This is a genomic window from Nocardia asiatica NBRC 100129 (assembly GCF_000308415.1).
Taxonomy (GTDB): Bacteria; Actinomycetota; Actinomycetes; order Mycobacteriales; family Mycobacteriaceae; genus Nocardia; species Nocardia asiatica.
The window spans coordinates 26,707-53,004 of sequence record NZ_BAFS01000210.1 but is presented as its reverse complement, the minus strand read 5'-3'; the positions used below and the strand labels follow the sequence as shown (position 1 = coordinate 53,004).

The window sequence follows — 26,298 nt, the reverse complement described above, 5'->3', positions numbered from 1 at the left end:
CGAAGAGGTTCGATGGTGAGCGACGGTGGCGCGCGGGGGAAGCGCGTCCGATGACCGTCACCGTCGCTCTGTTCACCCGCGACCTGCGGGTGCGGGACAATCCGGCGCTCACCGCCGCACACCGGGAGGGTGCGGCGGTGGTACCGCTGTTCGTCCTCGACGACGCCATTCTCTCCGGCCGCTTCGCCGCGCCGAACCGCGCCCGGTTCCTGTGCGCGGCGCTCGCCGAGCTGGACGACGAATTGCGGGCCGTCGGCGGCGGTCTGGTCCTGCGCCGTGGCGACGTGGCCGCGGAGGTCGACCGGGTGGTCGCGCAGGTGCACGCCGATAGCGTGCACGTGGCCGCCGATGTCAGCGGCTACAGCCGCCGCCGGGAACGCGCCCTGCGGGAGCGTCTGGCGCGCCGCGACTGTCTGCTGCACACGCATCCCGCCACCATCACCGCCGCCGACCCGGAGTCGCTGCTGCCCGCCACCGGGCGCGACCACTTCGCCGTCTTCAGCCCGTATTTCCGGCGCTGGTCGGAGGCGCCACAACGCAAGCCGCTCGGCAAGCCGCGTGATCTCACGGTGCCCCGGGTGTCGAGCTTGCCGCTGCCGGACGCGGCGGAACTGTGCGCGGGCCCGACCTCCCCCCGCCTGGCCGTCGGCGGTGAGACCACGGGAAGGAAGATCCTGCGGGACTGGCTGTCCGGGCCGATCGAGCAATACGCGCGTGACAACGACGATCTCGCCGCCGACGCCACCTCGCGGCTGTCGCCCTATCTGCATTTCGGGTGTGTGTCCCCAGTGGAGCTGGTGCATCGGGTGGACATGTGCACCGAGGGCGGGCATGCGTTCGCCCGGCAACTGGCCTGGCGCGATTTCCATCACCAACTGCTTGCCGCCCGACCGTCCGCGGCCTGGTCGGACTATCGCGAGCGTGCGATCCGCTGGCGCGAGGACCAGCAGGCCGTCGACGCTTGGCGGGAGGGGCGCACCGGCCATCCGATCGTGGACGCCGGAATGCGGCAGCTGCGCGCGGAGGGCTGGATGCACAACCGGGCGCGGCTGATCACCGGCAGCTTCCTGACAAAGTCGCTGCGCGTCGACTGGCGGGTCGGCGCGGAGCATTTCCTGCGCTGGCTGGTGGACGGCGATTTGGCGAACAACCAGCTCAACTGGCAGTGGGTGGCCGGTACCGGTACCGACACCAGGCCGAACCGGGTGCTGAACCCGCTGCGCCAAGCCGAACGCTACGACCCGGACGGCGCGTACGTGCGGCGCTGGGTTCCCGAACTCGCGCACCTGCCCGGCGCGAGCATCCATCGACCATGGCGCGCCGGTGTCGATCCGGCCGACTATCCGGGGCCGATCATCGATTTCGTCGGAATGTGACGCGGCGAGGCGAAGTCATCGGGGCAGCTCGCTCGGCTGGTCGGCGAAGATCGCGGGCACGGCTTCGGCGACCTCCTCGAAGGCTCGCACCACCTCCTCCAATTCCTCGGTGAGCTCTCGCATCCCGGCCATCGCCGAGAGGTCGTCGGTGTCGAAGTACCATCGCGCGAACAGGCGGCGGAAAGCGTCGTCGGCGTCGTCGGCCAGCCGGAGGATCTCGGCGCGATACCACGCGGCCCAGGTGGGATCGAAGGGTGCGGCGAACTGTCGGGCGGTGTGCCGACCGCATTCCTCGATGATGCCGACGACCTCGGCGAGTTCGTCCGCGAGCGATGTCACGCGGTGCCGGTTCGCGTGCTCGGCGCTCGTCCGGAGGCGGGTCAGGACGCTGTGCAGAGCCCGGCCGAGGCGGCGGTCGGCCGTGGCCGTATCCGGCGTGTCCGCACCGCGATCGGCGAGCATCGCGATCTCCGCCGCGACCGCCGCGTGGTCGGCGGGGACTTGCTGGAGGCCGGCGAGTATCGCCGTGGCTCGCCCGACCGCGCTCGCCGTGTCCCCGAAACAGTCGTACCGGTCTCTTCGGGTCGACGGGTGCGACGACACAGGCGCTCCTGACGGTGGATGGAAAAGTCGGCGCGGTGCGGTGTTCCGCATCCACGGCCACGACTGGTGTCGCGACACAGATGATTCGAAGAGACGGGCGTCGTGGATCAACCCTTCTCGACAGCGTTCCGCCGCGATTCCAGCACCCGGATCATGCGACTTCGTACGCGGGTCGTACGGCGCGAATGGCCGGACGAATCCGGCTTTTCCGGCGTGAGCTTCCGAATCGCGTTTGCGCGCGCTTGAATTGAGAGGTCGAGGATTCACCATGCCCGAGGAAAGGGGCCTGTCATGGGCACCGTAGAAATCGCCATCACCATCGGCCGCATCGTGGACACCCTGCAGAAAGCGCTCATCCTGCTCATTCTCTGAGCGCACGGTGGTTCCCGGGCGAGCGGACCAGGGCCGCTGGGAGTCACCGGAGCCCTCGCTCGGTCGATCAGTCGTACACCGACCGGGTGCGATCTTGTGCGTCGGACAGACCCGGGTGCTGCGCCTTGCCAGCGGTTTCGCAGCGGAGTATCGGATCGCCTCGGTCCCCCTGCCCAGCGCCCGCCGTCAGGTCGATTACCTCGCAGGTAATCGACCTGACGGCGTTCGTCGACGAGGCTCGGGACATGGTGACGAACAGCATGCGGCGGTCCCGCTCCGCACTGGCCTGCGCGTTGCGCGGTCTGGCGCTCGGCCGGGTCGCGCTGGGGTCGGCCGCCCTGGTGGCCCCGGCGACGTCGGCCAAGGCGCTCGGCGTGCGCCCGACGCCCGAACTCGACTACATGACCCGCATTTTCGGTGCGCGGGCGATCGCGCTCGGTCTCGGATACCTCACCGCGCCCGCCGAAGAACTGCCCCGCTGGCAGCGCCTGGCGTTGCTGGTGGACATCCTCGACACGACGCACGGCGGAGTGCGCCTGCTACGCGGTGACGTCCCGCGGCCGACCGCCCTCGCACTGGTTGCGTTGACCGGTGGCTACCTGCTCGTCGGCGCGACGCGCCTGGCCAGGGACCTGCGCTGAGACTCTGCGGCACACTGGGGCGATGGCGACCGTTGTGGCATTCCACGCGCACCCCGACGACGAGACGCTTCTGACCGGAGGGACGCTGGCCGAGCTGTCGGCCGCCGGGCACCGAACCGTGATCGTGGTGGCCACGGACGGTCACATGGCCGATCTGGCCGGGCGGGAAGCGCCGCGACTGCGCGAATTGGCGGCCAGTGCCGCCACACTGGGCGTGCACCGGGTAGCGCATCTCGGCTACGCCGACAGCGGACACGGCGCCGTGCTGTACGCGGACCCGCCGGACCGGACGCGGTTCGTTCGTGCGGATGCCGAGCAGGCGGCCGAGCGGTTGGCCGCGATCCTGCGCGAGGAGAACGCCGAGATCCTGCTCAGCTACGACCGCAACGGCGGGTACGGGCACCGCGACCACGTCCGCGTGCACGAGGTGGGCCAGCGTGCGGCCGAACTCGCCGGTGTCTCCCGCGTGCTCGACGCCACCCTGCCGCGCGAGGGCTACGCACGCCTGGCCCGTGTGCTCGGGCGGTTGCCGATCCCGTTCCGCTACGACCCGGCGGCCCTCGCCGCGCTCTACAGCCCGCGCTCGGAGATCACCCACCGCATCGATGTCGGCGCACACGCCGCGCGACGCAGAGCCGCTCTGACCGCCCACCGCTCGGTCATCGAGGGCTCGGGCCGTTTCGCCACCATCGCCGGTGTGCTGCTCCGCCTGCCCGTTCCCGTTCTCGGCCGGGTCCTGCGCTGGGAATGGTTCGCCGAAGAAGGCGCGGTTCCGGGCATCGACGCACCGCTCACGGACATCTTCGATCCGGCGCCGCGCTGAAACATCGCGGTCGCCCGTCGTGCGGGCGGGAGAACTGGCCGGCGCGCGGTCAGTCCGGCGGGGACAGCAGTGCGGTGGCGGCCGTTTCGGCGACCGTGCGAGTGAGTCGGGGGATTTCGGCGCGGTCGCCGTCCAGGATCAGCAGCCAGGCGAAGATCGGGCCGAGCAGCAGGGCATGCACCGTGGCCGGGTCGGGTGCCACGGCCAATTCGCCGCGGGCGACCGCGCGGGCGAGCACTTCGATCACGGCCTGTCGCTCCCGTTCGAGGAAGGTTTCGGCGAAGCGGGTGCTCAGCGCGGGATCGGCGTAGATGTCGGCGAGCAGCCCGGCCAGCACGTCGGCCGGCGCGCGGCCGAGTTGGGCTGCGATGGTGCGGGTGAGGGCGGCCAAGTCCGCGCGGAGGCTACCGGCGTCGGGGGGCGGCTGCTCCCGCATGTCGTGCACCGTGGCGGCGAAAATCATCTCCTGCTTGCTGGCGTAGCGCCGATAGATCGCGGCTTTGCCGATTCCGGCTGTCGCGGCCACGGCGTCCACCGTGAGTCCGGCGTATCCGCGCTCGGCCAGGACTTCTCGCGTGGCGCGGACGATGGCGAGATCGACCTCCTGGTCTTCCTGGGACTCGGGCACACGCTCGGTAGCTGGGTGCTGGTCGCCCCCGACCACGCGGGCTCCTGGTTCACCACGCAGCTGTGGAGTCCCGGGGAGGGGATCAGCGAGATGAGTCCGGCAATGGCGTCGTTCTGGCTGACCACCGGTAGCTTCGGTGTGCCGTTGGTGCTGGTCGGCGTGCTCGTCCTGTGGCTGGATCGGCGCGGCATCGTGCCGCCGCCGTTCGTGGCGTGGACGCTGGGCATCTGGTCGGCGCTCGCCGGCGTCATCCTCGAGCCCGCACCCTGGGCGCTGGCCTGGATCGCGGTCGGGCTGCTCGCGGTCGGGGCTCGGCGTGCCGTTCACGAGTCCCAGCTCGCGGCCGCGCCACGGTGAGTGTGTCGGCGAGGACGGACTGATGGGCGGGCCTTCGATCCGGCCTGGCTCGACCAGTTCGCCGCCGGACGCGGACAAGGCTCGCGCGCGGGCATCGGATCACAACGGCCGGGCCGGGTTCGGCGCGGCCGCGGGCTCACGGGGCAGCACCACCGTGAACGTGCTGCCCCGGCCCGGTTCGCTCTGCACCGACACCCGTCCGCCGTGGGCCGTGACCAGCGCTTGGACGATGGACAGGCCGAGCCCGGCGCCACCGCTGGCGCGGGTGCGCGAGGCGTCCGCGCGGTAGAACCGTTCGAACACGCGGGCGGTGGCATCGGGTGACAGTCCGGGACCGGCGTCGACGACGTCGAGGCGGACGCGGTCGGGCGCGGCGGTCAGCCGCACCGTGACCGCCGCTTCGCGCGGGGTGTGGGTGAGGGCGTTGCCGAGCAGGTTGGCCAGTACCTGGCGCAGACGGGCCTCGTCGCCGATGACGTCCATGGTTCCCTCGCCCTCGCCGATCTCCAGCGTGATCGGACGATCCGGCGCGGCGGGGATGGCTTCTGCCGGGCGGCGACGGCCCGGGCATTGTGCACGGCGTCGCCCGCCAGCGCGAGCAGGTCGACGGGTTTGCGCTCCAGCGGACGTTTCTCGTCCAGCCGCGCCAGCAGCAGCAGATCCTCGACGAGCAGACCCATCCGCTCGGCCTCGGCCTCGATCCGGCCGACCACCATCCCCGCGTCCGTGCTGGCGCCCTGCCGGTACAGCTCGGCGAAACCGCGAATCGTGGTCAGCGGCGTGCGCAACTCGTGGCTCGCGTCGGCGACGAAGCGTCGCATCCGCGCTTCCGAGCGCCGGGCCGCTTCCTCCGACGCCTCGGTGGCGGCCACGCCGTGCTGGATCTGCGCGAGCATCTCGTTCAACGAACGCGCCAGATGGTCGACCTCGGTGTCGACCCCGCGCACCGGCACCCGCCGGTGCAGGTCACCACCCGCGATCGCCGCCGCGGTCCGCTCCACCTCGCGCAGCGGCCGCAGGCTGCGCCGGATCACCAGATAGCCGACGGCGCCCAGAGCCAGCAAGGCCACCGCCCCAGTGCCGAGTTCGAAGAAGATCAACCGGGAGACCGTCTCCTGGTTGTCGTTCAGAGGCAGGCCGATGGTGGTGGAACCGTACTGGTTCGTGGTGGTCAGCACCCGCCAGTCCACCGAAGAACCGTCCGAGGACGGCACCGTCTCCGGTGTGCCCGGGGTCGTGCCGCCGAGGGCGGGAGTCCCGGCGCTGTTGCCGCCCGGTGGGTCCGGATACACCTGCCCGTCGGCGCCTGTGCGCAATTCGAAGAACCGGCGCGGCTGCTCCCCGGCCGTTCTCGGCGGCACGGGCGCGGTGGGCAGTTCGGCCGGAATCCACTGCACGTGACCGTCGCCGGCGATCACCTGGCGCATCGGACGCGGCTGCGCCCAGGACCGTGCCGCGTCGTAGAGCTGCTCGTCGGTGCGCTGGGTCAGCGATCGGCTCAGCGCCGAGGTCACCGCCGCCCCCGAGGCGAACAGCGCCGCGGCCGTCAGCAGCAGCAGCACGACCACCAGCCCCACCCGCAGCGGGACCGCTGATATCCGCCGCGCGATTTTCGCCCGCGCGCTCACGTCCGGCTCGGCTGGGGTTCGCGCAGCACGCAGCCCACCCCGCGCAGTGCGCGCGGCAGCTTCGGTCGGGTGGTGTCGACCTCGCGCCGTTCGTCGTCCACGAGCCGGACGCGAGCTTCGGGTTCGCGACTGGTCATGAGCCCATGATCGCGCCGCAAGCACCGAGCAATCTGCGAGCGAGCTGGGTGTTTCCTGTGGACGGGTCGCCGTCCGGGAAGATGTCCTTCGGGCCGCGATCAGTCGTGGGCGACTCGCCGCGACCGGGTCAGCAACGCGCCGTCGGAGCGGATGAGCACGTCGTGCACGACACAGCTCGGCGCGATCTCCGGCTTGCTGCCCGGGCGGATCTTGACCACCAGGCAGTAGGCGGTGGACACGATGGTCCCGTCGTCCTGCGGCTGCAGATTGATCATGTTGAACCAGTGCCTGCGCTGCATCGGGTCGGTCTCGAAGCGCTTGTGGAACTCCACCAGGTCCGCGATGATGCCCGCCCTGGTCCGGGCAGGCGGAATGCCCGGGGTGTGCTCGAATTCCGCGTCCTCGGCGAAGGTCGCGGCGTAGCCGGGGATGTCGCGGTTGTCCAACCGCTGCATCTGCTCGGCGTAGAACTGCTGGACCTCGGCGTACAACTCGGTGCGGCTGGTGACGGTGGTCATGGTGGCTCCTCTGGACGCTGCGGGCTCGGCTGCACGCCACAGTGGCCGACGCTGCTAAAGCCTCGGTCGAGCCACGGTCCGCGACCGGCGGTTGACCGGATCTATAGGACGCGGGTCGACCCTGGTGGTCGAAAAGCCCGGGGTATTCGGAAGAACGACCGATGGAGGAGTCATGGCGAAGAATCGGCGCGTCGCGCTGGTCACCGGAGCGACCAGTGGAATGGGCCTGGAGATCACCAAAAGCCTGGCGGCGCAGGGCATCGCGGTGTTCCTCTGCGCTCGCGACCAGCAGCGGGTGACCGACACGGTGAAGAGCATGCAGGACGACGGTCACGAAGTGGACGGCACCGTGTGCGACGTCACCGACGCCGCGCAAATTCGCGAGTACGTGGACGCGGGTGTGCGGCGCTACGGTCCGGTCGACATCCTGGTCAACAACGCGGGCCGCAGCGGCGGAGGCGTCACCGCGCAGGTGCCCGACGAACTGTGGTTCGACGTGATCAACACCAACCTCAACAGCGTGTTCCTGATGACGAAGGCGGTGCTGACCGCGGGCGGCATGCTGGAACGCGGCAGCGGCCGGATCGTCAACATCGCCTCGACCGGCGGCAAACAGGGCGTGGTGCACGGCGCTCCGTACTCCGCGTCCAAGCACGGCGTGGTCGGCTTCACCAAAGCCCTCGGCCTCGAACTGGCCAAGACCGGGATCACCGTGAACGCGGTGTGCCCGGGATTCGTGGAGACGCCGATGGCCGAGCGCGTACGCGAGGTGTATTCCGGTCTGTGGGGCGTGGACACCGATGAAGTGCACGCCAGGGTCAGTGCGCGGGTTCCCATCGGCCGCTACGTGGAACCCTACGAGGTGGCGGCGATGGTCGACTATCTGATCGGCCCCGGGGCGGGCGCCGTCACCGCACAGGCGCTGAACGTCTGTGGCGGACTGGGCAATTACTGACGAGGGGTGAGGGCAATGACCGCAGTGGAGGAGAACGCCCCCGTCACCGGGCACGAGGACTACCTCCGGGTGCTCGAGGCGATCCAGACCGGCGCGTTGCAGTTGCTCGCGGGTTTCCCGCAGCAGCCGAGCGCGCTGCGCTTCCAGGTGGGGGAGGTGACCGTCGAGGCCGAGTGGCAGGCGACCGCCCCGCCCGTGGCGGTCGCCGCCGCGCCCGGGGAAGCCGCCGCGGAGCCGCAGGCGCTCGGGGCGGTCGTGCGCGCCCCCAGCGTCGGCGTGTTCTATCGGTGCCCCGAGCCCGGCGCGGACCCTTTCGTGGCCGTCGGCGACCGGGTGAGTGCCGGGCAGCAGATCGCCATCGTCGAGGCGATGAAGTTGATGATCCCGGTGACCGCCCAAGCCGGCGGTGTGATCACCGGGATACTCAAGGAAGACAACGAACCGGTTCAATTCGACGAGCCGTTGTTCTCGTATACGCCGGAATAACGGTCCGATTCAGGCGAGCGGGTGGCTGCGACGCCAGGTGAGCACCCGGCGTTGCGTCCGCCCGCCCACCTGTGCGGCGCCGACCAGTGTCAGCACATCTCCGTTCAGCGACATCTGCCGCACCTGCTCGGTGCGCGCCCACGCCGGGTTGGAGCAGACGCTGATCGCGTGCACCACCTTCGCACCGGATCGCCGCCAGGTGCCCGCGTAGCCCATGAACGGGGTGGCTCCCCCGGCCCCGTCCGTGCGCATCATGCTCACCGACATGTAGCCGTGCGCGCCGTAGATCAGCAGGCCGCGCGGCGCGTCGCCGAGCGGGCCCTCGCTGGTGACGTCCTGCTCATCGATGTCGTAGTAGGACACCAGTTCCCAGGTGCCCACAAGATCGGTCGCGTTCATGGCACCGACGATGACGGCTGCCGCTCTAGTCACGCTGTAGCCGATCGATGGGCGAAGCGGTGACTGATCCGGACCAGCTGCCACACGACCTCCAGCTCCTCCTGATCGCGCGGTCCGTAGACCATCACCAGCGTCCCGGGCAGGTATCCCTGCCTGGCCATCGGATGCTGTTCCGCCCACCCCTGCCGGAGCGCCTGTGCCGCGACTTCTTTCGGCAGGCACATGTGCAGGCTGCCGTCGCCGTGCCCGTGCAGGTGGGCGAATTCGCTGCCCACGAGGTACGCCTCGCGCGGCCCATGGGCCATCGCGGGCCGCAGGTGCAGGGCCCGGGTGTCCGGCACGGATACGCCGCTGCGGCCGGGCAGGACGTCGGCGAGCGCGGTCATCCGCGACCACAGCTGCTCTTGCAGGTCGGGTGGCGAGATCTGGCTGAGCTGCTGGTGCGGGGTGCGCTCACGGGTGCGGGGCCGGTCGCCGGAGCGGCGCGGCAGGTTCAGGCGTCCGTCCAGTGTTGTCGTCATGACTGTGCTCCCTTCGGATTTCGCGTGCTCGCGACTCTGGGAAACACATTACTTCCCAAAGTATAGTAGTAACCAAGTGGAAAGTGACTCACCGGGAGGATGTATGACAACCGCGCCCGACACCCTCGTCGACCCCTGCCCGATCACACCGGTCATCGATCTGGTGTTCGGCCGCTGGTCCACCCAAGTGCTCTGGGTTCTCACCCACGACGGCAGACTTCGCTTCACCGAACTGCAACAGCGGATTCCCGGCCTGACGCCCAAGGTCCTCACCCAGCGCTTGCGCCAGCTCGAACGCGACGGCCTGGTCGCGCGCACCTACCACGCCGAGATCCCGCCGCGCGTCGAATACGAGGCGACCGCGCTGGCCAGGACGCTGACCCCGGTGTTCAGCAGCATCGTGACCTGGTCGGGTGAGCATCTCGGCGAGGTCCTCGCGGCGCGCGCCGCCTATGACGCGGGTGCGATCCGACCATCCGGCAGTACTCGTCACCCGTAGGTGTCCGCGACTGGAGTAGTCGCGGATCTACCGCCGGGGTGAGCGAATAAGGTTCGGAGAGGCCGGGGTGAGGGCCGCGATGTCCGCGTGCTGGTGCACCGGTCGCGGCGCGTGCGGAGGGCATGCGAGGAAGCCGGTCGTCGAGGAGACGACCGGCTCCGCGCCGGGCCCGGTATCAGCCGGCCGATGCCGATTCGGGCGCCCTTTGCAGCAGACATCCGGCCAATTCACGGGGCATCGTGATCATGCAGTCGTGCCCGGTGGGGAGCACGTGCAGGCGGTCGGCGGGCAGGTCGGCGGGCGGCAGGGTGCGTGGCATCGCCGCGCGCATCGCCTTGAAGTCCTCGCCGCCTTCGCTGCAGTGGACGTGCGTCACCGGAATCGCCGCCAGCGCTTCCGGATTCGCCACTCGCATCGGTTGCTGGAAGGTCTCGAGCGATTGCGGCGTCTGCATGGACGCCACCCAGCTGAGGTCGGGCTCCGTGGTGACGCCGTAGAGTCCGCCGTCGCCCGTGGGCTCGGTTTGCGGCGGGACCCGCCAGCCGTCGCCGGTTGCCGCCGCCGCGGCCGCGAAGGCGTCGACCATGCCCGGCATGATGTCGGCCACCGCTTCGCCGTCACGGGGCACGAAGGTATCGATGTAGACCAGTTCGGCGATGCGGTCCGGCAGCGCGTCGGCCAGTGCGGTGATCACGATGCCGCCGTAGCTGTGACCGGCCAGCACGATGCCGGTCAGGTCCTCGGCGGTGATCAGGTCGATCAGGTCCTGGACATGGGTGTCCAGGCCGACGTCCGCGGTGAGCAGGTCCGCGCGGTCACCGAGACCGACCAGCGAGGGGGCCAGGACGCGGTGGCCCGCGTCCTCGAGCAGCGGGGCCACCCGCTGCCAGACCCATCCGCCGTGGAAGGCGCCGTGGATGAGCAGGTAGGTCGACACGATCAGTTCTCCCTGAGTCTCGTTATGGCCGTGACGTTTCCGATCGAGGCCGCCGCGGGCGGCACCGGCTCGGGACGGATGCCGAGGCCGATCACCCGGGCTACCAGCCGGGGCAGGCGCGGGAAGCGGCGGAGCAGCCGGACCAGCAGCGGCTTGTCGGTCCCGGGTCGCCCGGCGCTGGGGTAGAGATCGGCCAGCAAGTGCAATTGCGCGAATTGCACGACGCGCATGGGGAATTCGCGGCGGTGCTGGACGGCGCGCAGCTGAGCCGTGGACGGCGTCGCCCCCGCGGCGAGGACGGGTCCCAGTAACCGGGCGGTCGCGATGGCGTCCTGGATCGCCAGGTTGATCCCGACCCCGCCCGCCGGGGACATCGCGTGCGCCGCGTCCCCGATCGCCACCAGCCCCGGGCGATACCAGCGGCGCAGCCGATCCACCCGGACATCGAGCGGCTTCACGTCGTCCCAGTGCAGGATCTCCGCGTCCAGACGGGACGCGAGCACCGGATAGACGGCGGCCAGGTCCGCGCGAAACCGTGTGATCCCCGCGTCCCGGATCGTCGCGAAACCACCCTTCGGGATCATGTACGCGACCTGGAGATAGTCTCCGCGATCGATACAGACGATGAAGAATCCCTTCCCACTGCGCACGGTGGGCAGCCGTTCGCCCTCCGGCTTGCCGACCCGGAACCAGAGCACGTCCATGGGCGCCGCGCTGGCGGCGACCTCGAGCAGCCCGGACCGGCGCACGATCGAATGTCGGCCGTCGGCCGCGATCACCAGATCGGCGGCGACCTCCAGCGGTCCATCGGCCGTCTCGGCGCGGACGCCGGTCACCGCGCCGTCGCGCTGGACCAGCTCGGTGACCTCCGCTTGCCGCACCAACCGGAAGCCGGGACAGCGGCGGCCCGCCTCGGCGAGGAAATTCAGCACGTCCCACTGCGGCATGAACGCCACGAACGGGAATGGGCCGGGCAGGGCGCTGAAGTCCGCGAACACCACCGGACCGGTCGCGGTCGCCATGGGCAGCTGGGGCAGCTCGACGTGCGGCAGTGCGAGGAATTCCTCGGCCAATCCGAGTTCGTCCATCGCGAGCAGCGTCGAGGGGTGCACGGTGTCGCCCCGGAAATCCCGCAGGAAGTCCGGATGCTTCTCCAGCACGAGCACCTCGACGCCGGAGCGTGCCAGCAGCAGACCGGTCATCAGCCCGGCGGGGCCGCCGCCGAGCACGCAGACCCGGGCGGAATCGGATCTCACGCCAGGCATGTCGGCACCCGCCCGCCGTTGTAGAGCACCATCTCGTCGAATATCGCGAGCACGTCCAGCGGCTCGCCGAGCCGCCTGCCGGAAAGTTCCGCGTCCGCGCGATACAGGTTGCCGACCAACCGCTCCTGGTCGACCAGGTCGGCGAACTCGCCGTGGTCGGCCTCGAGCGCGATCGCCAGCGGTGTGAGCCCGAGTGCGCGTCCCTCCGCGGCCAGGTTCTGTACCCAGCTCAGATACCGCAGCGTCTGATCGAAGATCTCCGGCCCGGTGACCGGGCCGTGCCCGGCGACGACCGTCTCGGCGCCCAGCGCGGCCAGCCGCCGAACCGCGGTCATCGAACCGCTGATCGATCCCATCAGGCAGAACGGCGCCGCGCCCGCCATCACCAGGTCCCCGGCGAACAGCACCCGTTCTTCGGGCAGCCACGCCACCACGTCGTTGGTGGTGTGCGCGGCGGTTCCGAAGTGGATGAGCTCCACCCGGCGCTCGCCACGGTGCAAGGTCAGGCGGAAGTTGAACGTGATGCTCGGCAGCGTGACCCGTACGTCGCCCCAATTGACGTCCGGCCACAGCTTCGTCAGCGCCAGCCCCGTCTCGATCATCTCCGGCCGGATCCGGTCGTGGCCGATGACGACGGCGGCCGGTCCGAACAAGTGGTTGCCGAAGTTGTGGTCGCCGTGGTGGTGGGTGTTCACGATGGTGCGGGCCGGGCCGGTGCCGAGCCCGTCGACGAACTCGACGAGCGCGCGGGTGCGTCCCTCCGTCGCCAGCGTGTCGATCACCACCGCGCCGTCCGGCCCGACCAGCACGCCGGCGTTGCTGACGCACCAGCCGCCGCGATTGTGCGTGTAGGCGTACACGCCGTCGGCGATCTCCCGCACGCGCGGTAGCGCGGCCGTCTCCGTGGCGGTCATGTCGGCGACTTCGTCGTCGCGGCGTAGCGCTGTGCGCACCGCAGCGTGTTGCGGCTGTTGGCCGACAGCGCCTCGGTCAGATACGCGCGGGCGTCGGCGAGATCCGTGTCCGGGCCCAGTATTTCGCGCGCCGCCGCGGGATTGATCGCGACCGTGTGCCGCGCGGTCACCACCGCGCCGTCCGGTCGGTCGTCGAACTCCCATGCGCCGCTGTGGCCGAACAGTATCGCGGGCGGCACCAACTGCTTGTAGTCGATCCGCAGGCCGGGGAAGCACACCCGGATCGACTTGGTGGTGTGCGGAATACCGCCCGCGGTGACCGTGTCCATCTCCATCAGCTGCACACCCTCGGAATCCTCGGTGAGCTCGATGCGGCCGACGTGCGGCACGTGCTCCGGCCAGCGTTCGCTGTGGTAGACGAAGTCGTAGACTTCGGCCGCCGAGCAGTCCAGCGTCACCGTGTCGGCGAAGGTGTGGATCACCTCGTCCACCGGGTGGCCGAGTTCGGCGATGCGGGCCAGCGCCGCGAGTTCGCTCTCGCTGTTGCGATCCACCGAAGCCGCCACCTGCTCGGGATCGACGCCGTCCACCACGGTGAAGTGGTGGTCCAGCGTGACCTTCGTCGTGCCGGGGGCGATCTCCCGGAACGACCAGCCGCCGCCCATCGACGCGATGGGCGTCTGACTGCGTTCCTGCTCGAAGACGATGCGGCGCTGCCCGGCGTCCAGCACCCGCCGCGACGTCCAGTTCCGCACCGTGCCGCCGACGGTCGCCCACAGCTGGAAGCGCTCCTCCTCCGGCCCGCGGTGCAGGTGGCGCACCAGCACGCTGGGCTCGAAGATCACCGGCCACCTGGTCACATCGGCGACCAGGCCGTAGACCAGCTCGGGCGCCGCTTGCACCACCTTCGAGTGGGTCAGCACCGTGGCGCTCATGCCACACCCCGCAGTTGCGCGTTCACGATGTCGACCAGCTCTTGCGGCGTCTTGACCTCGATGAGCTGTTCCTCCGGGATCGTCACGCCGAAATCGCGCTGGATCCGCGCCGCGGTCTCGATGAGCGCGAGCGAGTCGTAGCCCAGCTCCTCGAATTCCACGCCGGCGATGTCGCTGTCGAGTTCGGCGAGATCCTCGCCGCCCGCGCAGGCCACGAGAATGCCGCGCAATTCGGTGATGGTCATGGTCATGAGTCGCTCCTGGGCAGTTCTCGGTCGGAAACGGCGCGCACGACGACCGCGGAGTTGAAACCCCAGCGCCCGCGAGCCAGAACGAGCGCGCCGCCGATGGTGGCGGTGCGCGGGGCGCCGAGAACCAGGTCGATCCGGTAGTCCTCGGCGAGGGTGGTGGTGTGGGCGGTCGGCGGGATCACCGAGTCCCGCATCGCCAGCAGCGCGGTGACGACGTCGAGCGGGCCCGCACCCGAGAACAGGCGCCCGGTCAGCGGTTTCGACGCGGTGACCGGAACGGCGCCGGGGCCGAACAGGGCCTCGATGGCGGCGGCCTCGTCGCGGTCGCGCTCGGGCAGGCCGGAGGCGTCGGCGAACACCACGTCGATGTCACCGGTCGTCATCCCGGCGTCGGCCAGCGCGAGTTCGGCGGCGCGACGCAGGCCCGTCGGCCGGCCGGAACCGGGCGGCGGGTCGAAGGTCGAGGCGTAGCCGGCGATCTCGCCGTGCACCTTCGGTACGCCGCGAGCCCGCGCGGCGGCGGCGTCCTCGACGACCAGCATCGCACCGCCCTCGCCGGGCACGTATCCGGCCGCGGCGGTGTCGAACGGCAGATAGGCGCGTTCGGGGTCGGTGGCGGTGCTCACCGCGCCGCTGGACAGATGAGCGGCCCAGCCCCACGGATCCAGCGCGGAGTCGACGCCACCGGTGACCACCAGCGGTGTCCCGCGTCGCACGGTGCGGCGCGCGTGGCCGATCGCGTCCAGCCCGCCCGCCTGCTCGGCGACCAAGGCGCTGCTCGGGCCGCGCATGCCGTGCCGGATGGAGATCTGGCCGGTGTTGACCGCGTAGAACCACGCGAAGGACTCGTACACGCTGACGTGCTCGGAGCCGAGCGACCACAGTTTGTGGAACTCGCGATGGGTGAACTCGAATCCGCCGGAGGCGTTCCCGGTCACCACGCCCATGTCGTAGTCGGTCAGCGTGGCGGTGTCGACCTTCGCGTCGTCCAGCGCCCACTGCGCGGCGACCAGCGCCATCCGCGTCGAGATGTCCGTCTGCGGCAGCAGCCGGCTCGGCAGGTGCTCACCGGCGTCGAAATCGGCCACCTGGCCGGCCAGGCGCGCCGCCGAGCGGCTGGTGTCGAAGCGGGTGAGCGGCGCGATGCCGCCGCGCCCGGCGAGCACGGCGTCCCAGAAACGCTCCACACCGTGTCCGTTCGGCGCGAGCACTCCCATTCCGGTCACGAGGATCATGCCGTCACCGCCTCCGCCTTGCGCAGCACCATCGCGCTCTGGAAGCCGCCGAATCCGCTGCCCACGGTGAGCACGGTGTCCATCCGGTGGTCCCGTGCGACCAGTGGCACGTAGTCCAGATCGCATTCGGGATCGGGTTCGTGCAGGTTCGCCGTCGGGGGCACCACCTGGTGTTCCAGCGCGAGCAAGGAGGCGGCGATCTCGACCGAGCCGATCGCGCCGAGCGAGTGCCCCACCATCGACTTGATCGAGCTCATCGGCGTGGCGTAGGCGTGCGCACCGAGGCTGCGCTTCACCGCGGCGGTCTCGTGCCGGTCGTTCTGCCTGGTGCCGGAGCCGTGCGCGTTGACGTAGTCCACGCCCGTCGGGTCGATCCGGGATTCGTCGAGCGCGACCCGGATCGCCTCGGCCATCTCGCGGCCGTCCGCCTTCAGCCCCGTCATGTGATAGGCGTTGCACCGGGTCGCGTAACCGGTGATCTCGGCGTAGATGTGCGCGCCGCGCTCGCGGGCGCTCTCGTAGTCCTCCAGCACGAACATCGCGGCGCCCTCGGCGAGCACGAATCCGTTGCGCGAGTTGTCGAACGGCCGCGAGGCCACCTCCGCCTCGTCGTTGCGCGGCGTGGTCGCTTTGATCGCGTCGAAGCAGGCCACCACGATCGGCGTGATGGGGGTGTCCGACGCGCCCGCCACCATGACGTCCGCCGAGCCCTCGCGGATCAACTGCACGGCGTGCCCGACCGAGTCCAGCCCCGAGGTGCACCCGTTGGAGACCATCGCCACCGGTCCCTCGGCCCCCACGCTCCAGGCCACTTCCGCGGGCATCACGCTGGGAATCATGTAGTCGAACATGTGCGGCGAGAGGTACGTCTCGTCGACCAGCCAGTTCTTCCCGGAGTCCGACAGCACCAGGTATTCGCGCTCCAGGCTGGTGGCCGCGGCGACCGCACTGCCGAGGCTCACGCCGAGCCGGTGCGGATCGACCGCGGCGAGGTCGAACCCGCTGTCGGCCACCGCCTCCCGCGCGCAGACCACGGCGAACTGCACCGCCCGGTCCATGCGTCGGATCTCCCTGGGCGACAATCCTTCTCGAGCCGGGTCGAAGTCCGCTTCGCCGGCCACCTGGGACCGGTACGGCGAGGCGTCGAAGAACGAGATCCGGCGGGTCGCGGTGCGGCCTTCCGACAGCAGCTTCCAGAACTCGTCCTTGCCCGAGCCGCCGGGCGCGCGGACGCCGAGCCCGGTGACGACGACGCGGCGGCTCACCGCGCACCACCGGATGCTTTGGCTTTCATGGCGTTTCTCCCTTCGATGGTGTGATCGAGCATCGAGCAGGACCCTCGAACCTCGCTCGAGCCGGCGAGTCGAGTTGTTCTCTAGCGGTGGGGCGCAGGCTGTCGCTGTGATCGTCCGGCCGGCGCTGCCCGGATCGGTCACCCGTTCCCGAGCACAGGAGACACGCGTGATGAAGTCAGCACACGGCCAGGACGGCGCCGCGGACTGGGTGCTCTGCCCGGCATGCCTGATCCCGCTGTACGGCAAGCGGTTCACCCGCGACCTCGGCGTCTGCGGTGAATGCGGCAGGCACACGCCGATCAGCGCGCGGCAGCGCGTGGAGCAGCTCGCCGACGAAGGGCGCTTCGAGCCGCTGCCGGTCGCCGCCACCGACGACGACCCGCTGAGCTTCATCGACACGAAGCCCTACCCGGATCGACTGGCCGCCGCTCGCGTCCGCACCGGTATGCCCGACGCGGTGCTGTGCGCGCTGGCCGCGATCGAGGGCCGGACGGTGGTCCTCGCCGCCATGGACTTCCGCTTCCTGGGCGGCAGCCTCGGCACCGCGGTCGGCGAGATGATCACCGCGGCGGCGGAACTCGCCCTGGAGCGCCGAGTTCCGCTGATCATCGTCACCGCGTCCGGTGGCGCCCGGATGCAGGAGGGCCCGCTGTCGCTGATGCAGATGGCCAAGACGAGCGCGGCGCTCGAGCAGCTGGACCGGGCGGGCATCCTCACGGTCAGCGTGATCACCGACCCCACCTACGGCGGGGTGGCGGCCTCCTTCGCCACCCTCTGCGACGTGCTGATCGCCGAGCCGGGCGCGCGCCTCGGGTTCGCGGGGCGCCGGGTGATCGAGCAGACCATCCGGCAGGAATTGCCGCCGAAGTTCCAGACCGCCGAATTCCTGCTCGAACGCGGGCTCATCGACATGATCGTGCCGCGAACGAGTCTGCGCCGAGCGCTCGGCGCGTTGCTGCGGGTCGCCGGGCCGGTCGATCCCGCCGAGACCTTCGTCCCCGCGGACGCGGGAATGATCACCGATCCGGCCCGCATTCCCGAGACCGACCCGTGGACGCAGGTGCGGCGGGCGCGGGCTCCGCAGCGCCCGACCGCGCTGGACTACTTCGCATTGGCCTTCGACGAGTTCCGCGAACTGCGCGGTGACCGGATCTCGGGCGACTGCGCCGCGGTGGTGGGCGGAACGGCGTGGCTGGGCGGACAGCCGGTGATGGTGATCGGCCACCAGAAGGGACACGATCCGAAGGAACTGATGGAACGCAACTTCGGCATGCCGACCCCGGCCGGATATCGCAAGGCGGCGCGGCTCATGCGGCTGGCCGAGAAGCTCGGGCTACCCGTCATCACCTTGATCGACACGCCCGGCGCGTACCCGGGCGCGACCGCCGAGGAGCAAGGGCAGGCGATGGTCATCGCGGAGAACATCCGGTTGATGTCCGCGCTGCGGGTCCCGGTGATCAGCGTGGTGGTCGGGGAGGGTGGCAGCGGCGGAGCCCTCGCGCTCGGCGTCGCGAACCGGGTGCTGATGTTCGCGAACGGCACGTACTCGGTGATCAGCCCGGAGGGGTGCGCGGCGATCGTCTGGAACGATCCGGCCGCCGCACCGGCCGCGGCGGCCGCGCTCGCGCTGACCGCGCGGGACCTGCTCCGTCTCGGTGTGGTCGACGCGGTGCTGCCCGAGCCGGGCGACGACGTGGGCGCGTCGCCCGTGGCCGCGGCCGAACAGCTGCGCCGCGCCCTGGCCGCGACCCTCGGCGAGCTGGCGGGGCGCAGCGGCGCCGAGCTGGCCGACGAGCGCCGTGCGCGCTTCCGCCGCTTCGGCGCGCGGCAGCAGGTGCTGGTCCGGTCGGTCGCGTAGGAGACGCCGTGTTCGAGAAGATCCTGATCGCCAACCGGGGTGAGATCGCGCTGCGCGTCGCGCGCACCTGCCGTGAGCTCGGCGTGCGCACCGTGGCGGTGCACTCGGTCGCCGACGCCGAGTCGGCGGTGGTGCGTTTCGCCGACGAGTCGGTGCAGATCGGCCCGTCCGCGGCCAAGCGCAGCTATCTGAACGCCGCGGCCGTCCTGGCCGCCGCGCAGCTCACCGGCGCGGACGCGATCCATCCCGGATACGGGTTCCTCTCCGAGTCACCGGATTTCGCCGACGCCTGCCGCGCGGCGGGCATCACGCTGATCGGGCCGCCCGCCGACGTGATGGCCCAGCTCGGCGACAAGCAGTCGGCGCGCGCCCTGATGGCGAAGGCCGGACTGCCGCTACTGCCGGGCAGCCTCGACCCGCTCGAACTCGACGACGCGCACGCACTCGCCGATTCGATCGGCTTCCCGGTGATCATCAAGGCGGCGGCGGGCGGCGGCGGGCGCGGCATGCAGGTGGTGCACGAGAGCGCGGCGTTCCCGCGCGCCTATCAGGAGACCAGGGCGACGGCGCGGATGCTGTTCGGCGACAGCCGGGTGTATCTGGAGAAGTACCTGACCGCGGCCAGGCACGTCGAGATCCAGGTGCTGTGCGACAGCTACGGCAACGGCGTGCACCTGGGTGAACGTGACTGCTCGGTGCAACGCAGGCACCAGAAATTGATCGAGGAATCACCGGCTCCGCTGCTGCCCGAAGGCCTCGCGGAGCGAATGGGCAGCTCGGCTGTGCACGGTGTGCTCGAAGCGGGCTACGCCGGCGCCGGAACCGTGGAATTCCTGGTCGACGGGGACGGCAATTATTATTTCATGGAGGTGAACTGCCGAATTCAGGTGGAACATCCGGTCACCGAGATGGTGACGGGCATCGATCTGATCGCCGAACAGATCCGGGTCGCAGCCGGGGAACGGCTCGGCATCGAGCAGCGAGATATCGTCCTGCGCGGCGCGGCGATCGAATGCCGGATCAACGCCGAAGACCCGGCCGCGGAATTCGCGCCCGCCCCGGGCGTCCTGGCGGAATTCATTCCGCCCGGCGGTCCTTTCGTACGTGTCGACACCCACGCGCACGCCGGTTATTCGATCCCTCCGCACTACGATTCGCTGCTGGCGAAATTAGTGGTATGGGCGCCGGACCGTGACCGGGCGCTCGCCCGGATGCGGCGGGCGCTGGCGGAATTCCGGATCTCCGGCGCCCGCGTCGTGACCACCAGGGATTTCCTGGGCGAGGTGCTCGACCATCCGGCCATGCGCGCCGCGACACATACCACCGGATTGGTGGACGAGTTGCTCGGGCGGAAATGAGCCCGCGTGCCGTACGCCCCGGCCCGCGGTGGTCCGCGGCCGGGCTCCGCGGCGGCGGTGTCAGGCGGGCTCGGCGGTGACGGTGCAGAACTCGGGGGAGTGCCACCCGATCAGATAACCGGCGTGGCGGCTGTTCAGCATCGCGCTCACGGAGACGTCCGAGGCGGCCAGGATGTCCTGGTGCAGTTGCTGCAGCTTCCGGCACGGGTCGAGCCCCAGTTCGTCCTGCATGAACCGGCTGAACTGCTGATAGGAGGCCAAGGCGCGGGCGCGCTGTCCCGACCGGCACAGGGCGAACATGTAGTACGCCTGGAGCCGCTCGTGCAGCGGGTGCTGCATGGTCAACCGCGCCAGGTCGGGACACACCTCGCGGTGCCTGCCCAGCCGCAACTCCGCCTCCACCCGCAGCTCGATATTGGTCAGCCGCAGGTGGTCCAGATGCGAGATCTCGGCGGCGAGCGGGATGCCGCCCTCCACGTCGACCAGCGCCGGACCGCTCCACAGCGCCTCCGCGGCGTTGAACAGATCCACCGCGCGCTGGTCGTCGCCGGTCTTGGCGGCGCACCGGGCGGCTTCGGACATGGACTGATAGTCGCGCAGATCGAACACGCAGTCCTTGACGTCGAAGGAATAGCCCTTGCTCCGGGTGCGGAGAAAACATTCCGCTATCTCGGCCTGCCCCACCCCGAGCTGTTCGGCCATCTTCTTGCGAATTCCGAGTACATATGTCTGCACGACTGTCACCGCGCTGCGCGGCGGATCGTCGTTCCACAGTTCTTCGATCAGGGTCGTCACCGGGACGACGGTGTCGTGCCTGACCAAGAGCAGTGCCAGCAACTGCCGCTGCTTCTGTGCAGTGGGCGTGGCGTTGCGATTGTTGAGAGCGAGCGTCAACGGACCTAATACGCGAGCACAAACTGGATGCTTCACTGGGAGCTCCCCTACGGGCGACTATCCCCCCGACCGATGTGAGATTCTCGATTCCCACCGCGCTGTAGGCACGTCCACAGTAGCGAGAAAGCGGTATCGACTCAATGAATCCTGAGTAATATCGGAGTTAATTCCCGTTGGTATCGATTCGAATTGTCCGCTGCCCCAAGGAGATTCGCCCGTTATTTGCGCTCGCGGTCAGGCGCGGCGAATCAGCAGGATGTTGTCTTTTCGCGTGCCCGGTTGTCCTTCGGGGCCGGCCTGCTCGCGTTCGGCGAGCCCCTCCACTTCCACCCGCCATTCGGCCGGGTCGAGCGCGAGGCCCGCGCGCACCTCGGCGGTGGTCGGAAAGTGGACGTCGGCGGGCGGTTCCAGCACCCAGCTGGGCCATTCCGCGTGCCCGACGATCAACAGCAGCCCGCCGGGCGCCACCGCCTCGGCGGCCCGGCGCAGGATGCGCGTCCGCTCGCCGTCGGCGGCCGGCGGGGAGTGCAGATACTGCGCTGTGACGAGGTCGAAGCGCCCGGACGGGAAGGTGTGGTCGAGATCGTGCCGCTGCCAATCGATTTCGCTGGAAAGTTCCCGTCGTGCGGCGTTGGCCCTGGCGCGCGCCAGCGCGGTCTCCGAGACGTCCACCGCCGTGACCCGCCAGCCGCGCTCGGCCAGCCAGATCGCGTCGGCGCCCTCGGCGCAGCCCAGGTCCAGCGCGGTACCCGGGGTGACCGCTTCGATCTCCCGCACCAGCAGGAAGTTCGGCTTTCCCGACCAGACCTGGTCGCGCTCCCGATAGAAGGACTCCCAGTACTCGACCGTGGTCGCGGTGGTCCGGTCGTGGTGGTGTGTGGCACTCATGTGTCCCACCATCCGCCGACTTGGCTGGATCGGCAAATATCGTTGCCGGTTCGGCAACCCGCCCGGGCTACGACCCCCGGCGGCTCAGCAGTCGTCGAGCGGGTCGCGCAGGATCATGCCCTCCGCGGCGCGCAGGCGGGTGGTCATGGTCGTCAGCAGGTCGACGGAATCCTCGGAGAGGCCGATGGCCGTGTGCAGCAGTCTGCGCAGCCGCGGGCTGGTCAGCCGGGCGGTCAAGGCGCTGTCGTGCTCGGTCGGTTCGGCGTCGAGCTGTCGGTCGAGATTCACGGGAAGGTACTCACAATCGGTCATCGGGCCCCCTGGAACCACTGTGGATGCGCCGACCGCGCCAGGAACGACGGGTAGGCACGGGCGAAATCGTTCCGGGGCGCAGCGTACATCGCACACAGTTGGTCGCTGGACCGGGTCGGAATGGTTGCCGGTGGTCTCCGTGCCGCGGTCGGGTCGGTTCGTCCGTGCCGTGGCCGTGCCCGCTGCGGCGCCGAGACCGTGACCATTGTTCCACTCGCACTGGGCAATTCGGCAATACACACCGGTCTACGCAGGTCGCGGACGTGTCGCACCGCGCACCGGTGCGCTCGCCGCGGACGCCCGGGCCGTTCCCATATCTGGGAAATCGCCTTTCGGCGACGCGGCTCGCCGGAAAAGCGGCGGCTCGGACGGTACGCACGTGACACGATGAGTGCGGCCGAGCAGGTACCGACCGATGAAGGGTCAGTGATGGGGCATCTCGACGACCGGGTAGCGGTGATCACCGGCGGCGCCCGGGGCCAGGGCCGCGCGCACGCCGTGGCGCTGGCGAACGCCGGCGCGGACATCGTGGTGTGCGATATCGCCGCCCCGCTGTCCGGCCTGCCCTACGCGCTGAGCACTCCGGACGATCTGGCCGAGACCGCCGCCCTGGTCGAACGGGCCGGTCGCCGCTGCGTCGCCGTGCAGGCCGACGTGCGCAGCCTGGAGCAGATGCGGACGGTCGCCGAGCGCGCGCTGGCGGAATTCGACCGCGTCGACATCCTGGTCGCGAACGCGGGCATCGCCTCCAACTCGCCCGTCGCGGAGATGGACGAGCAGTTGTGGCAGGACATGATCGACACCAACCTGACCGGCGTGTTCCACAGCTTCCGCGCGGTGGTCCCGCACATGATCGAGCGCCGCTGGGGCCGCGTCGTGGCGACCTCGTCCATCGTGGCGAAGATGGGCGTGCGCAACGCGGCGCACTACGCGGCCAGCAAATGGGGCGTGGTCGGACTGGTGAAGTCGCTGTCGCTGGAGGTGGCGGAGTACGGCATCACGGTCAACGCCCTGTTGCCCTCCGGCGTGGACACCGACATGATCCAGAACCCGGCGACGTGGCGGCTCATGATGCCGGACAAGGAGAACCCCACCAAGGAGGACTGGATGGCGATCATCGAATCCGGTCCGCCCAACGGCGATCTGATCCAGCCCGCCGAGGTGGCCGAAGCGGTGCTGTTGCTGGTCTCCGAACACGGCCGCCACTTCAACGGGGAGGCGATCACCATCTCCTGTGGCGGGAGCGCGAATACGTCCTAGCGGCAGGCCCGCTCGTCCGGAAACGGCGCGCGACGACCGTGGTTCGCGCCTGTACAGAGCTCGCGGGCCGTGCTTCACTGGAAGCGCAAGGTCTGTACAGTGCCAGCTTCCGGCCAGGAGTCAGCGCATGTCCCGACACACCGAACGGACTGCCCCGCTGAGGCTTTCGGTGTGCCGCCCACGCCGCGACGTCACCATGCTGATGGTCGCCGGCGATATCGATGTCGCGACCGCGCCCCGATTGCGGGCCGAACTGGCGGGCGCCTACCTTCGTCGCGCGGCCACCCTCGTGCTCGACTTGTCACCGGTCACTTTCCTCGCGGCGGCGGGGCTGAGCGTGTTGGTCGAGGCGCACACCGAGGCCACCCGCGCACGTCGCCGAATCGTATTGATCACCACGGTGCGGCCGGTGGACCGGGCCATCGAGATCACCGGCTTGGCCGATCGCTTCCACCGGGTCTCCTCGCTGGATGCCGCCCTCGTACAGCTCTCGCCCGATTACGACGAGACCGCCTGACGCCGAGCAGACGCGTTCGGCGGCCCGAGTGGGGCCGCCGAGCACGTGCGTTCGCCGCCGGGACCGGGCCGTCAGCTAGTCGGCCCGGGGCGTCTCAGTGGCGACGCGATTCGATCGCCTCGCGGGCCGCCTGCGCGGTCTGGGCACCGCGTTCGCGGGCCGAGTGCGCGGTGTGCGCGCCACGTTCCTTGGCGGTCTCGGCGATCTCCGGTCCGCGCTCCTTGGCGATCTCCGCCCATTCGGTGCCGCGTTCCTTGGCCAGTTCGGCCCATTCGCCCCCGCGCTGCTTGGCCAGGTCGGCGAGACGGGCACTGCGCTCTTTGGCGATTTCCGCCCATTCGGTGCCGCGTTCCTTGGCGACCTCGGCCCAGTCGGCGCCGCGTTCCTTGGCGACCTCGGCCCACTCCGACCCGTGCACCTTGGCGGTCTCCGCCAGCTCGCTGCCGTGTTCCTTGGCCGCTTCCGCCCACTCCGGCCCGTGTCGCTGGGCCGATTCGGCCAGTTCGGCCCCCTTGCTCGCGGCGACCGCGCCCAGCGCCCGCGCCCGTTCCGCCGCCTCGTGCGCGTAATTGCGCAGCGCCGCGCCGGTCGGGGTGTCGGAGGTCGCGCCGAACGGCAGCGCGGCGGTGACCGCGGCAGCGGCGTCCCGCGCGGCCCGGCGGCCGCGCCAGCCCAGCGACGGCTTGCCCTCGGTGTCGGCCGCGGCGATCATCAGCCCGCCCAGCAGTCCGAGGTCCTTGAGGAACGCGGTCCGCTTCGCCGACTTGCGTGCCGGGTCCTGCTCGTTCCAGAAATCCTGTTCGGTGACGGCCGCGGGCACGACGGTCGCGGCGAGCACCAGCGCGGCCAATCGCGGCGCCTTGCCGAGGGCCAGCAGTACGCCGCCGCTCACCTGGGCGAGAGCGTTGACCTGCACGACGGTCGTCGGATTCGACGGCAACTTCGTAGCGATCTCTTCCGGCAGCTGGCGGTGCCCCCGTTCGAGCAGGGCGTTCGCTGCCTTGACCCGCTCGTCCGGGCGCCGCAGCGTATCGACCCCGTCTACGACGAACGCGGTGGCCAGCAGCGGCCGGGCGAGTCGGCGCAATAACATGACAGAACCCCTTCCCTTGATGTAGTCACGATTCGGATTCCCGCGCGTTCGGCGGCCAAACAGGCCGGTCCGCCGCCGTGTGAAGGCCGCCTCATCCGGGTAACAGCTATCCGAGCGAGTTCGATCCAGGGGGAGAGGCGCGCCGGCGCGCGCCCCCTGCTTCGCCGAAAGGTATCTGCTGTGAACATCCGTACGGCCACAACGGCATTCGAAGCCGTCGTCGCCGAGTTGCCTGCCGCACCGAGGTGCACGTTCCGGTTCGACTCCGTGCCGTGTCGCCATCGCGCGGAATGGTTCATCCGTAAACGGTCCTGCTGCCACTCGGCGGGTGTGGATTTCTTGTGCGAGACCTGCCGTACCCGCATCCACTGGATGCTCGACATGGGCATGGCGTTCGAATGCACCGGCTGCGGGGTGCGCTCCGGCAGTTTCGGGGAACTGTGCCCGACCGCGGCTCCGCTGTGAGCGGATTCAGCGGCCGTCGGCTTGCTTCGGGGCGGGCGCCTCGATGGCGGTGAGAAAACCGGTGATGATCGAGGTGACCTGGTCGGGGGCCTCCACCATCGGAAGGTGACCGCAGTCCGGTAGTTTCACGGCGGTGTGCGGGCGCAGCTTGCGGTCGAGCCGCCCGCCCGCTTTCGCCGACAGGATGCGATTGCGCCGCCCCCAGATCGTGCAGATCGGCGGGAAGCCGGCAGGCGGATCGAACGTGTCCAGCGCGCGGTAGGAGGGGAAATCCTGCACCAGGCCGTGCAGGGCGTGCAGCCTGCCCCGATCGGTCCAGTGCGCCCGCACGCGCGGCTCGTGCTGGTTGCGCTGAGCCCGGCCGCGGGGGCCGAGCTGATTGCCCAGGATCAGCGAGACCACCGGGCTCGGCAGGCTGATCCAGCGGGCCGGCGGCGCCAGCGGCAGCCGCGCGTCGAGCCAGGCCAAGCCCGCCGACCGGCCCGAGCTGACGGTGTCGGAGGTGAGTGGATTGATCAGCACGAGCGCGCGAACGCGGTCCGCATGGTCCATGGTGTAGCGCAGCGAGGTGGCGCTGCCCAGGCAGTTGCCGATCAGCACCACGTCGCTGAGCAGGTGGGCGTCCAGGAACGCGGTGAGCATGTCGACGTAGTCGGCGAGCCGGTAACCCGTGGCGGGCGGGTCGGACCGACCGTAGCCGGGCAGATCGAGTGCGAAGATCTCGTGCTCGTCCCGCAGGGCCGCGACCTGTTCGTCCCAGATCCGGCGCTGCGTGCCCGCGTTGTGCAGGAAGACGATCGGAGGCCCGCTGCCGGTGCGGTCGAAGACCACCGCCCTGCCCTGATGGTCGAAAACGTCCACGGCGACCCCCTGAGAA

At 70.1% G+C, this 26,298-nt stretch carries 30 protein-coding genes and 1 pseudogene; 12 read left to right on the top strand and 19 right to left on the bottom strand.

Annotated features, from left to right (window positions below):
- Positions 1 to 50 precede the first annotated feature (50 nt).
- Complete coding sequence (locus ON27_RS20870; protein WP_043730217.1) at positions 51 to 1,376, top strand: cryptochrome/photolyase family protein; 1,326 nt, start codon at positions 51 to 53, stop codon at positions 1,374 to 1,376.
- 15 nt (positions 1,377 to 1,391) lie between these two features.
- Here ON27_RS20870 and ON27_RS20865 read toward each other — a convergent pair whose 3' ends face one another.
- Positions 1,392 to 1,979 carry a hypothetical protein gene (locus ON27_RS20865; RefSeq protein WP_043730215.1) on the bottom strand — a complete coding sequence of 196 codons (588 nt, stop codon included), beginning with the start codon at positions 1,977 to 1,979 and terminating at the stop codon, positions 1,392 to 1,394.
- 617 nt (positions 1,980 to 2,596) lie between these two features.
- On the opposite strand from ON27_RS20865, the gene ON27_RS20860 reads away from it, so the two are divergent.
- Positions 2,597 to 2,992: a hypothetical protein gene (locus tag ON27_RS20860; protein ID WP_245560030.1), complete on the top strand. Its 396-nt coding sequence runs from the start codon at positions 2,597 to 2,599 to the stop codon at positions 2,990 to 2,992.
- A 22-nt stretch (positions 2,993 to 3,014) separates the two neighbouring features.
- Positions 3,015 to 3,815: a PIG-L deacetylase family protein gene (locus tag ON27_RS20855; protein WP_043730212.1), complete on the top strand. Its 801-nt coding sequence runs from the start codon at positions 3,015 to 3,017 to the stop codon at positions 3,813 to 3,815.
- 49 nt (positions 3,816 to 3,864) lie between these two features.
- Here ON27_RS20855 and ON27_RS42435 read toward each other — a convergent pair whose 3' ends face one another.
- A complete protein-coding gene (locus tag ON27_RS42435; protein ID WP_063711351.1) occupies positions 3,865 to 4,443 on the bottom strand; it encodes a TetR/AcrR family transcriptional regulator in 579 nt (192 codons plus the stop codon).
- A gap of 15 nt (positions 4,444 to 4,458) precedes the next feature.
- Between ON27_RS42435 and ON27_RS42430 the strand changes: the two genes are divergently transcribed.
- On the top strand, positions 4,459 to 4,800 hold the full coding sequence (locus tag ON27_RS42430) for a hypothetical protein (protein WP_245560029.1): 342 nt from the start codon (positions 4,459 to 4,461) through the stop codon (positions 4,798 to 4,800).
- Between the two features lie 99 nt (positions 4,801 to 4,899).
- Here ON27_RS42430 and ON27_RS20840 read toward each other — a convergent pair.
- From ON27_RS20840 to ON27_RS20835, 3 genes and pseudogenes are all read right to left on the bottom strand, one after another.
- Positions 4,900 to 6,428, bottom strand: a pseudogene (locus ON27_RS20840) (sensor histidine kinase).
- Positions 6,425 to 6,565 carry a hypothetical protein gene (locus tag ON27_RS42995; RefSeq protein WP_157227264.1) on the bottom strand — a complete coding sequence of 47 codons (141 nt, stop codon included), beginning with the start codon at positions 6,563 to 6,565 and terminating at the stop codon, positions 6,425 to 6,427. The pseudogene ON27_RS20840 and the gene ON27_RS42995 overlap by 4 nt, the downstream one beginning before the upstream one ends.
- Positions 6,566 to 6,664: 99 nt before the next feature.
- Positions 6,665 to 7,084 (bottom strand): nuclear transport factor 2 family protein, encoded by a 420-nt coding sequence (locus ON27_RS20835; protein WP_043730210.1) that lies wholly within the window; start codon positions 7,082 to 7,084, stop codon positions 6,665 to 6,667.
- Positions 7,085 to 7,256: 172 nt separating this feature from the next.
- Here ON27_RS20835 and ON27_RS20830 point away from each other — a divergent pair, with 172 nt between their 5' ends.
- Together ON27_RS20830 and ON27_RS20825 are read left to right on the top strand one after the other, a co-directional pair.
- Positions 7,257 to 8,039 carry an SDR family NAD(P)-dependent oxidoreductase gene (locus ON27_RS20830; RefSeq protein ID WP_043730207.1) on the top strand — a complete coding sequence of 261 codons (783 nt, stop codon included), beginning with the start codon at positions 7,257 to 7,259 and terminating at the stop codon, positions 8,037 to 8,039.
- Between the two features lie 15 nt (positions 8,040 to 8,054).
- Entirely contained in the window at positions 8,055 to 8,525 is a 471-nt protein-coding gene (locus ON27_RS20825; protein WP_051046827.1) for an acetyl-CoA carboxylase biotin carboxyl carrier protein, read from the top strand.
- Positions 8,526 to 8,534: 9 nt separating this feature from the next.
- Here ON27_RS20825 and ON27_RS20820 read toward each other — a convergent pair whose 3' ends face one another.
- Positions 8,535 to 8,924, bottom strand: coding sequence for a lipocalin-like domain-containing protein (locus ON27_RS20820; protein WP_043730203.1), 390 nt, complete (start codon positions 8,922 to 8,924; stop codon positions 8,535 to 8,537).
- A gap of 29 nt (positions 8,925 to 8,953) precedes the next feature.
- Complete coding sequence (locus tag ON27_RS20815; RefSeq protein WP_043730200.1) at positions 8,954 to 9,445, bottom strand: luciferase domain-containing protein; 492 nt, start codon at positions 9,443 to 9,445, stop codon at positions 8,954 to 8,956.
- Between the two features lie 103 nt (positions 9,446 to 9,548).
- Here ON27_RS20815 and ON27_RS20810 point away from each other — a divergent pair, with 103 nt between their 5' ends.
- Positions 9,549 to 9,944 (top strand): winged helix-turn-helix transcriptional regulator, encoded by a 396-nt coding sequence (locus ON27_RS20810; protein ID WP_043730197.1) that lies wholly within the window; start codon positions 9,549 to 9,551, stop codon positions 9,942 to 9,944.
- A 175-nt stretch (positions 9,945 to 10,119) separates the two neighbouring features.
- Here ON27_RS20810 and ON27_RS20805 read toward each other — a convergent pair whose 3' ends face one another.
- The 7 genes from ON27_RS20805 to ON27_RS20775 are packed head-to-tail and all read right to left on the bottom strand — an operon-like array spanning position 10,120 to position 16,746.
- Entirely contained in the window at positions 10,120 to 10,881 is a 762-nt protein-coding gene (locus ON27_RS20805; protein ID WP_043730194.1) for an alpha/beta fold hydrolase, read from the bottom strand.
- A gap of 2 nt (positions 10,882 to 10,883) precedes the next feature.
- Positions 10,884 to 12,146, bottom strand: a complete 1,263-nt coding sequence (locus ON27_RS20800; RefSeq protein ID WP_051046826.1) for an FAD-dependent oxidoreductase — start codon at positions 12,144 to 12,146, stop codon at positions 10,884 to 10,886.
- Positions 12,134 to 13,099 carry an MBL fold metallo-hydrolase gene (locus tag ON27_RS20795; RefSeq protein WP_218003023.1) on the bottom strand — a complete coding sequence of 322 codons (966 nt, stop codon included), beginning with the start codon at positions 13,097 to 13,099 and terminating at the stop codon, positions 12,134 to 12,136. The genes ON27_RS20800 and ON27_RS20795 overlap by 13 nt, the downstream gene beginning before the upstream one ends.
- The gene (locus tag ON27_RS20790; protein WP_043730188.1) at positions 13,057 to 13,995 is read right to left on the bottom strand and encodes an aromatase/cyclase; all 939 of its coding nucleotides are present in this window, start codon (positions 13,993 to 13,995) and stop codon (positions 13,057 to 13,059) included. Before ON27_RS20790 ends, ON27_RS20795 begins: the two co-directional genes overlap by 43 nt.
- On the bottom strand, positions 13,992 to 14,246 hold the full coding sequence (locus tag ON27_RS20785; protein WP_218003022.1) for an acyl carrier protein: 255 nt from the start codon (positions 14,244 to 14,246) through the stop codon (positions 13,992 to 13,994). Before ON27_RS20785 ends, ON27_RS20790 begins: the two co-directional genes overlap by 4 nt.
- Positions 14,243 to 15,481, bottom strand: coding sequence for a ketosynthase chain-length factor (locus ON27_RS20780; protein WP_043730181.1), 1,239 nt, complete (start codon positions 15,479 to 15,481; stop codon positions 14,243 to 14,245). Before ON27_RS20780 ends, ON27_RS20785 begins: the two co-directional genes overlap by 4 nt.
- Positions 15,478 to 16,746, bottom strand: a complete 1,269-nt coding sequence (locus tag ON27_RS20775) for a beta-ketoacyl-[acyl-carrier-protein] synthase family protein (protein ID WP_043730177.1) — start codon at positions 16,744 to 16,746, stop codon at positions 15,478 to 15,480. The genes ON27_RS20780 and ON27_RS20775 overlap by 4 nt, the downstream gene beginning before the upstream one ends.
- A gap of 199 nt (positions 16,747 to 16,945) precedes the next feature.
- On the opposite strand from ON27_RS20775, the gene ON27_RS20770 reads away from it, so the two are divergent.
- Both ON27_RS20770 and ON27_RS20765 read left to right on the top strand, forming a co-directional pair.
- Positions 16,946 to 18,634 (top strand): acetyl-CoA carboxylase carboxyl transferase subunit, encoded by a 1,689-nt coding sequence (locus tag ON27_RS20770; protein WP_043730248.1) that lies wholly within the window; start codon positions 16,946 to 16,948, stop codon positions 18,632 to 18,634.
- A gap of 8 nt (positions 18,635 to 18,642) precedes the next feature.
- Positions 18,643 to 19,992, top strand: a complete 1,350-nt coding sequence (locus tag ON27_RS20765; RefSeq protein WP_043730174.1) for an acetyl-CoA carboxylase biotin carboxylase subunit — start codon at positions 18,643 to 18,645, stop codon at positions 19,990 to 19,992.
- Positions 19,993 to 20,052: 60 nt separating this feature from the next.
- Here ON27_RS20765 and ON27_RS20760 read toward each other — a convergent pair whose 3' ends face one another.
- The 3 genes from ON27_RS20760 to ON27_RS20750 all read right to left on the bottom strand — a co-directional run bounded on the left by ON27_RS20760 (position 20,053) and on the right by ON27_RS20750 (position 22,062).
- Positions 20,053 to 20,922 carry an AfsR/SARP family transcriptional regulator gene (locus tag ON27_RS20760; protein ID WP_083887700.1) on the bottom strand — a complete coding sequence of 290 codons (870 nt, stop codon included), beginning with the start codon at positions 20,920 to 20,922 and terminating at the stop codon, positions 20,053 to 20,055.
- Positions 20,923 to 21,120: 198 nt separating this feature from the next.
- Positions 21,121 to 21,774, bottom strand: coding sequence for a class I SAM-dependent methyltransferase (locus tag ON27_RS20755; protein WP_043730172.1), 654 nt, complete (start codon positions 21,772 to 21,774; stop codon positions 21,121 to 21,123).
- 84 nt (positions 21,775 to 21,858) lie between these two features.
- Positions 21,859 to 22,062, bottom strand: coding sequence for a hypothetical protein (locus ON27_RS20750; RefSeq protein ID WP_043730170.1), 204 nt, complete (start codon positions 22,060 to 22,062; stop codon positions 21,859 to 21,861).
- A 453-nt stretch (positions 22,063 to 22,515) separates the two neighbouring features.
- Here ON27_RS20750 and ON27_RS20745 point away from each other — a divergent pair, with 453 nt between their 5' ends.
- A complete protein-coding gene (locus tag ON27_RS20745) occupies positions 22,516 to 23,346 on the top strand; it encodes a mycofactocin-coupled SDR family oxidoreductase (protein WP_043730166.1) in 831 nt (276 codons plus the stop codon).
- A gap of 127 nt (positions 23,347 to 23,473) precedes the next feature.
- Entirely contained in the window at positions 23,474 to 23,863 is a 390-nt protein-coding gene (locus ON27_RS20740; RefSeq protein WP_083887699.1) for an STAS domain-containing protein, read from the top strand.
- 94 nt (positions 23,864 to 23,957) lie between these two features.
- On the opposite strand, the gene ON27_RS20735 is transcribed toward ON27_RS20740, so the two are convergent.
- The gene (locus ON27_RS20735) at positions 23,958 to 24,956 is read right to left on the bottom strand and encodes a DoxX family protein (RefSeq protein ID WP_043730164.1); all 999 of its coding nucleotides are present in this window, start codon (positions 24,954 to 24,956) and stop codon (positions 23,958 to 23,960) included.
- 180 nt (positions 24,957 to 25,136) lie between these two features.
- Here ON27_RS20735 and ON27_RS20730 point away from each other — a divergent pair, with 180 nt between their 5' ends.
- Positions 25,137 to 25,421, top strand: coding sequence for a hypothetical protein (locus ON27_RS20730; protein ID WP_043730162.1), 285 nt, complete (start codon positions 25,137 to 25,139; stop codon positions 25,419 to 25,421).
- Positions 25,422 to 25,427: 6 nt separating this feature from the next.
- Here ON27_RS20730 and ON27_RS20725 read toward each other — a convergent pair whose 3' ends face one another.
- Positions 25,428 to 26,282 carry an alpha/beta fold hydrolase gene (locus ON27_RS20725; protein WP_051046823.1) on the bottom strand — a complete coding sequence of 285 codons (855 nt, stop codon included), beginning with the start codon at positions 26,280 to 26,282 and terminating at the stop codon, positions 25,428 to 25,430.
- Positions 26,283 to 26,298: the final 16 nt, after the last annotated feature.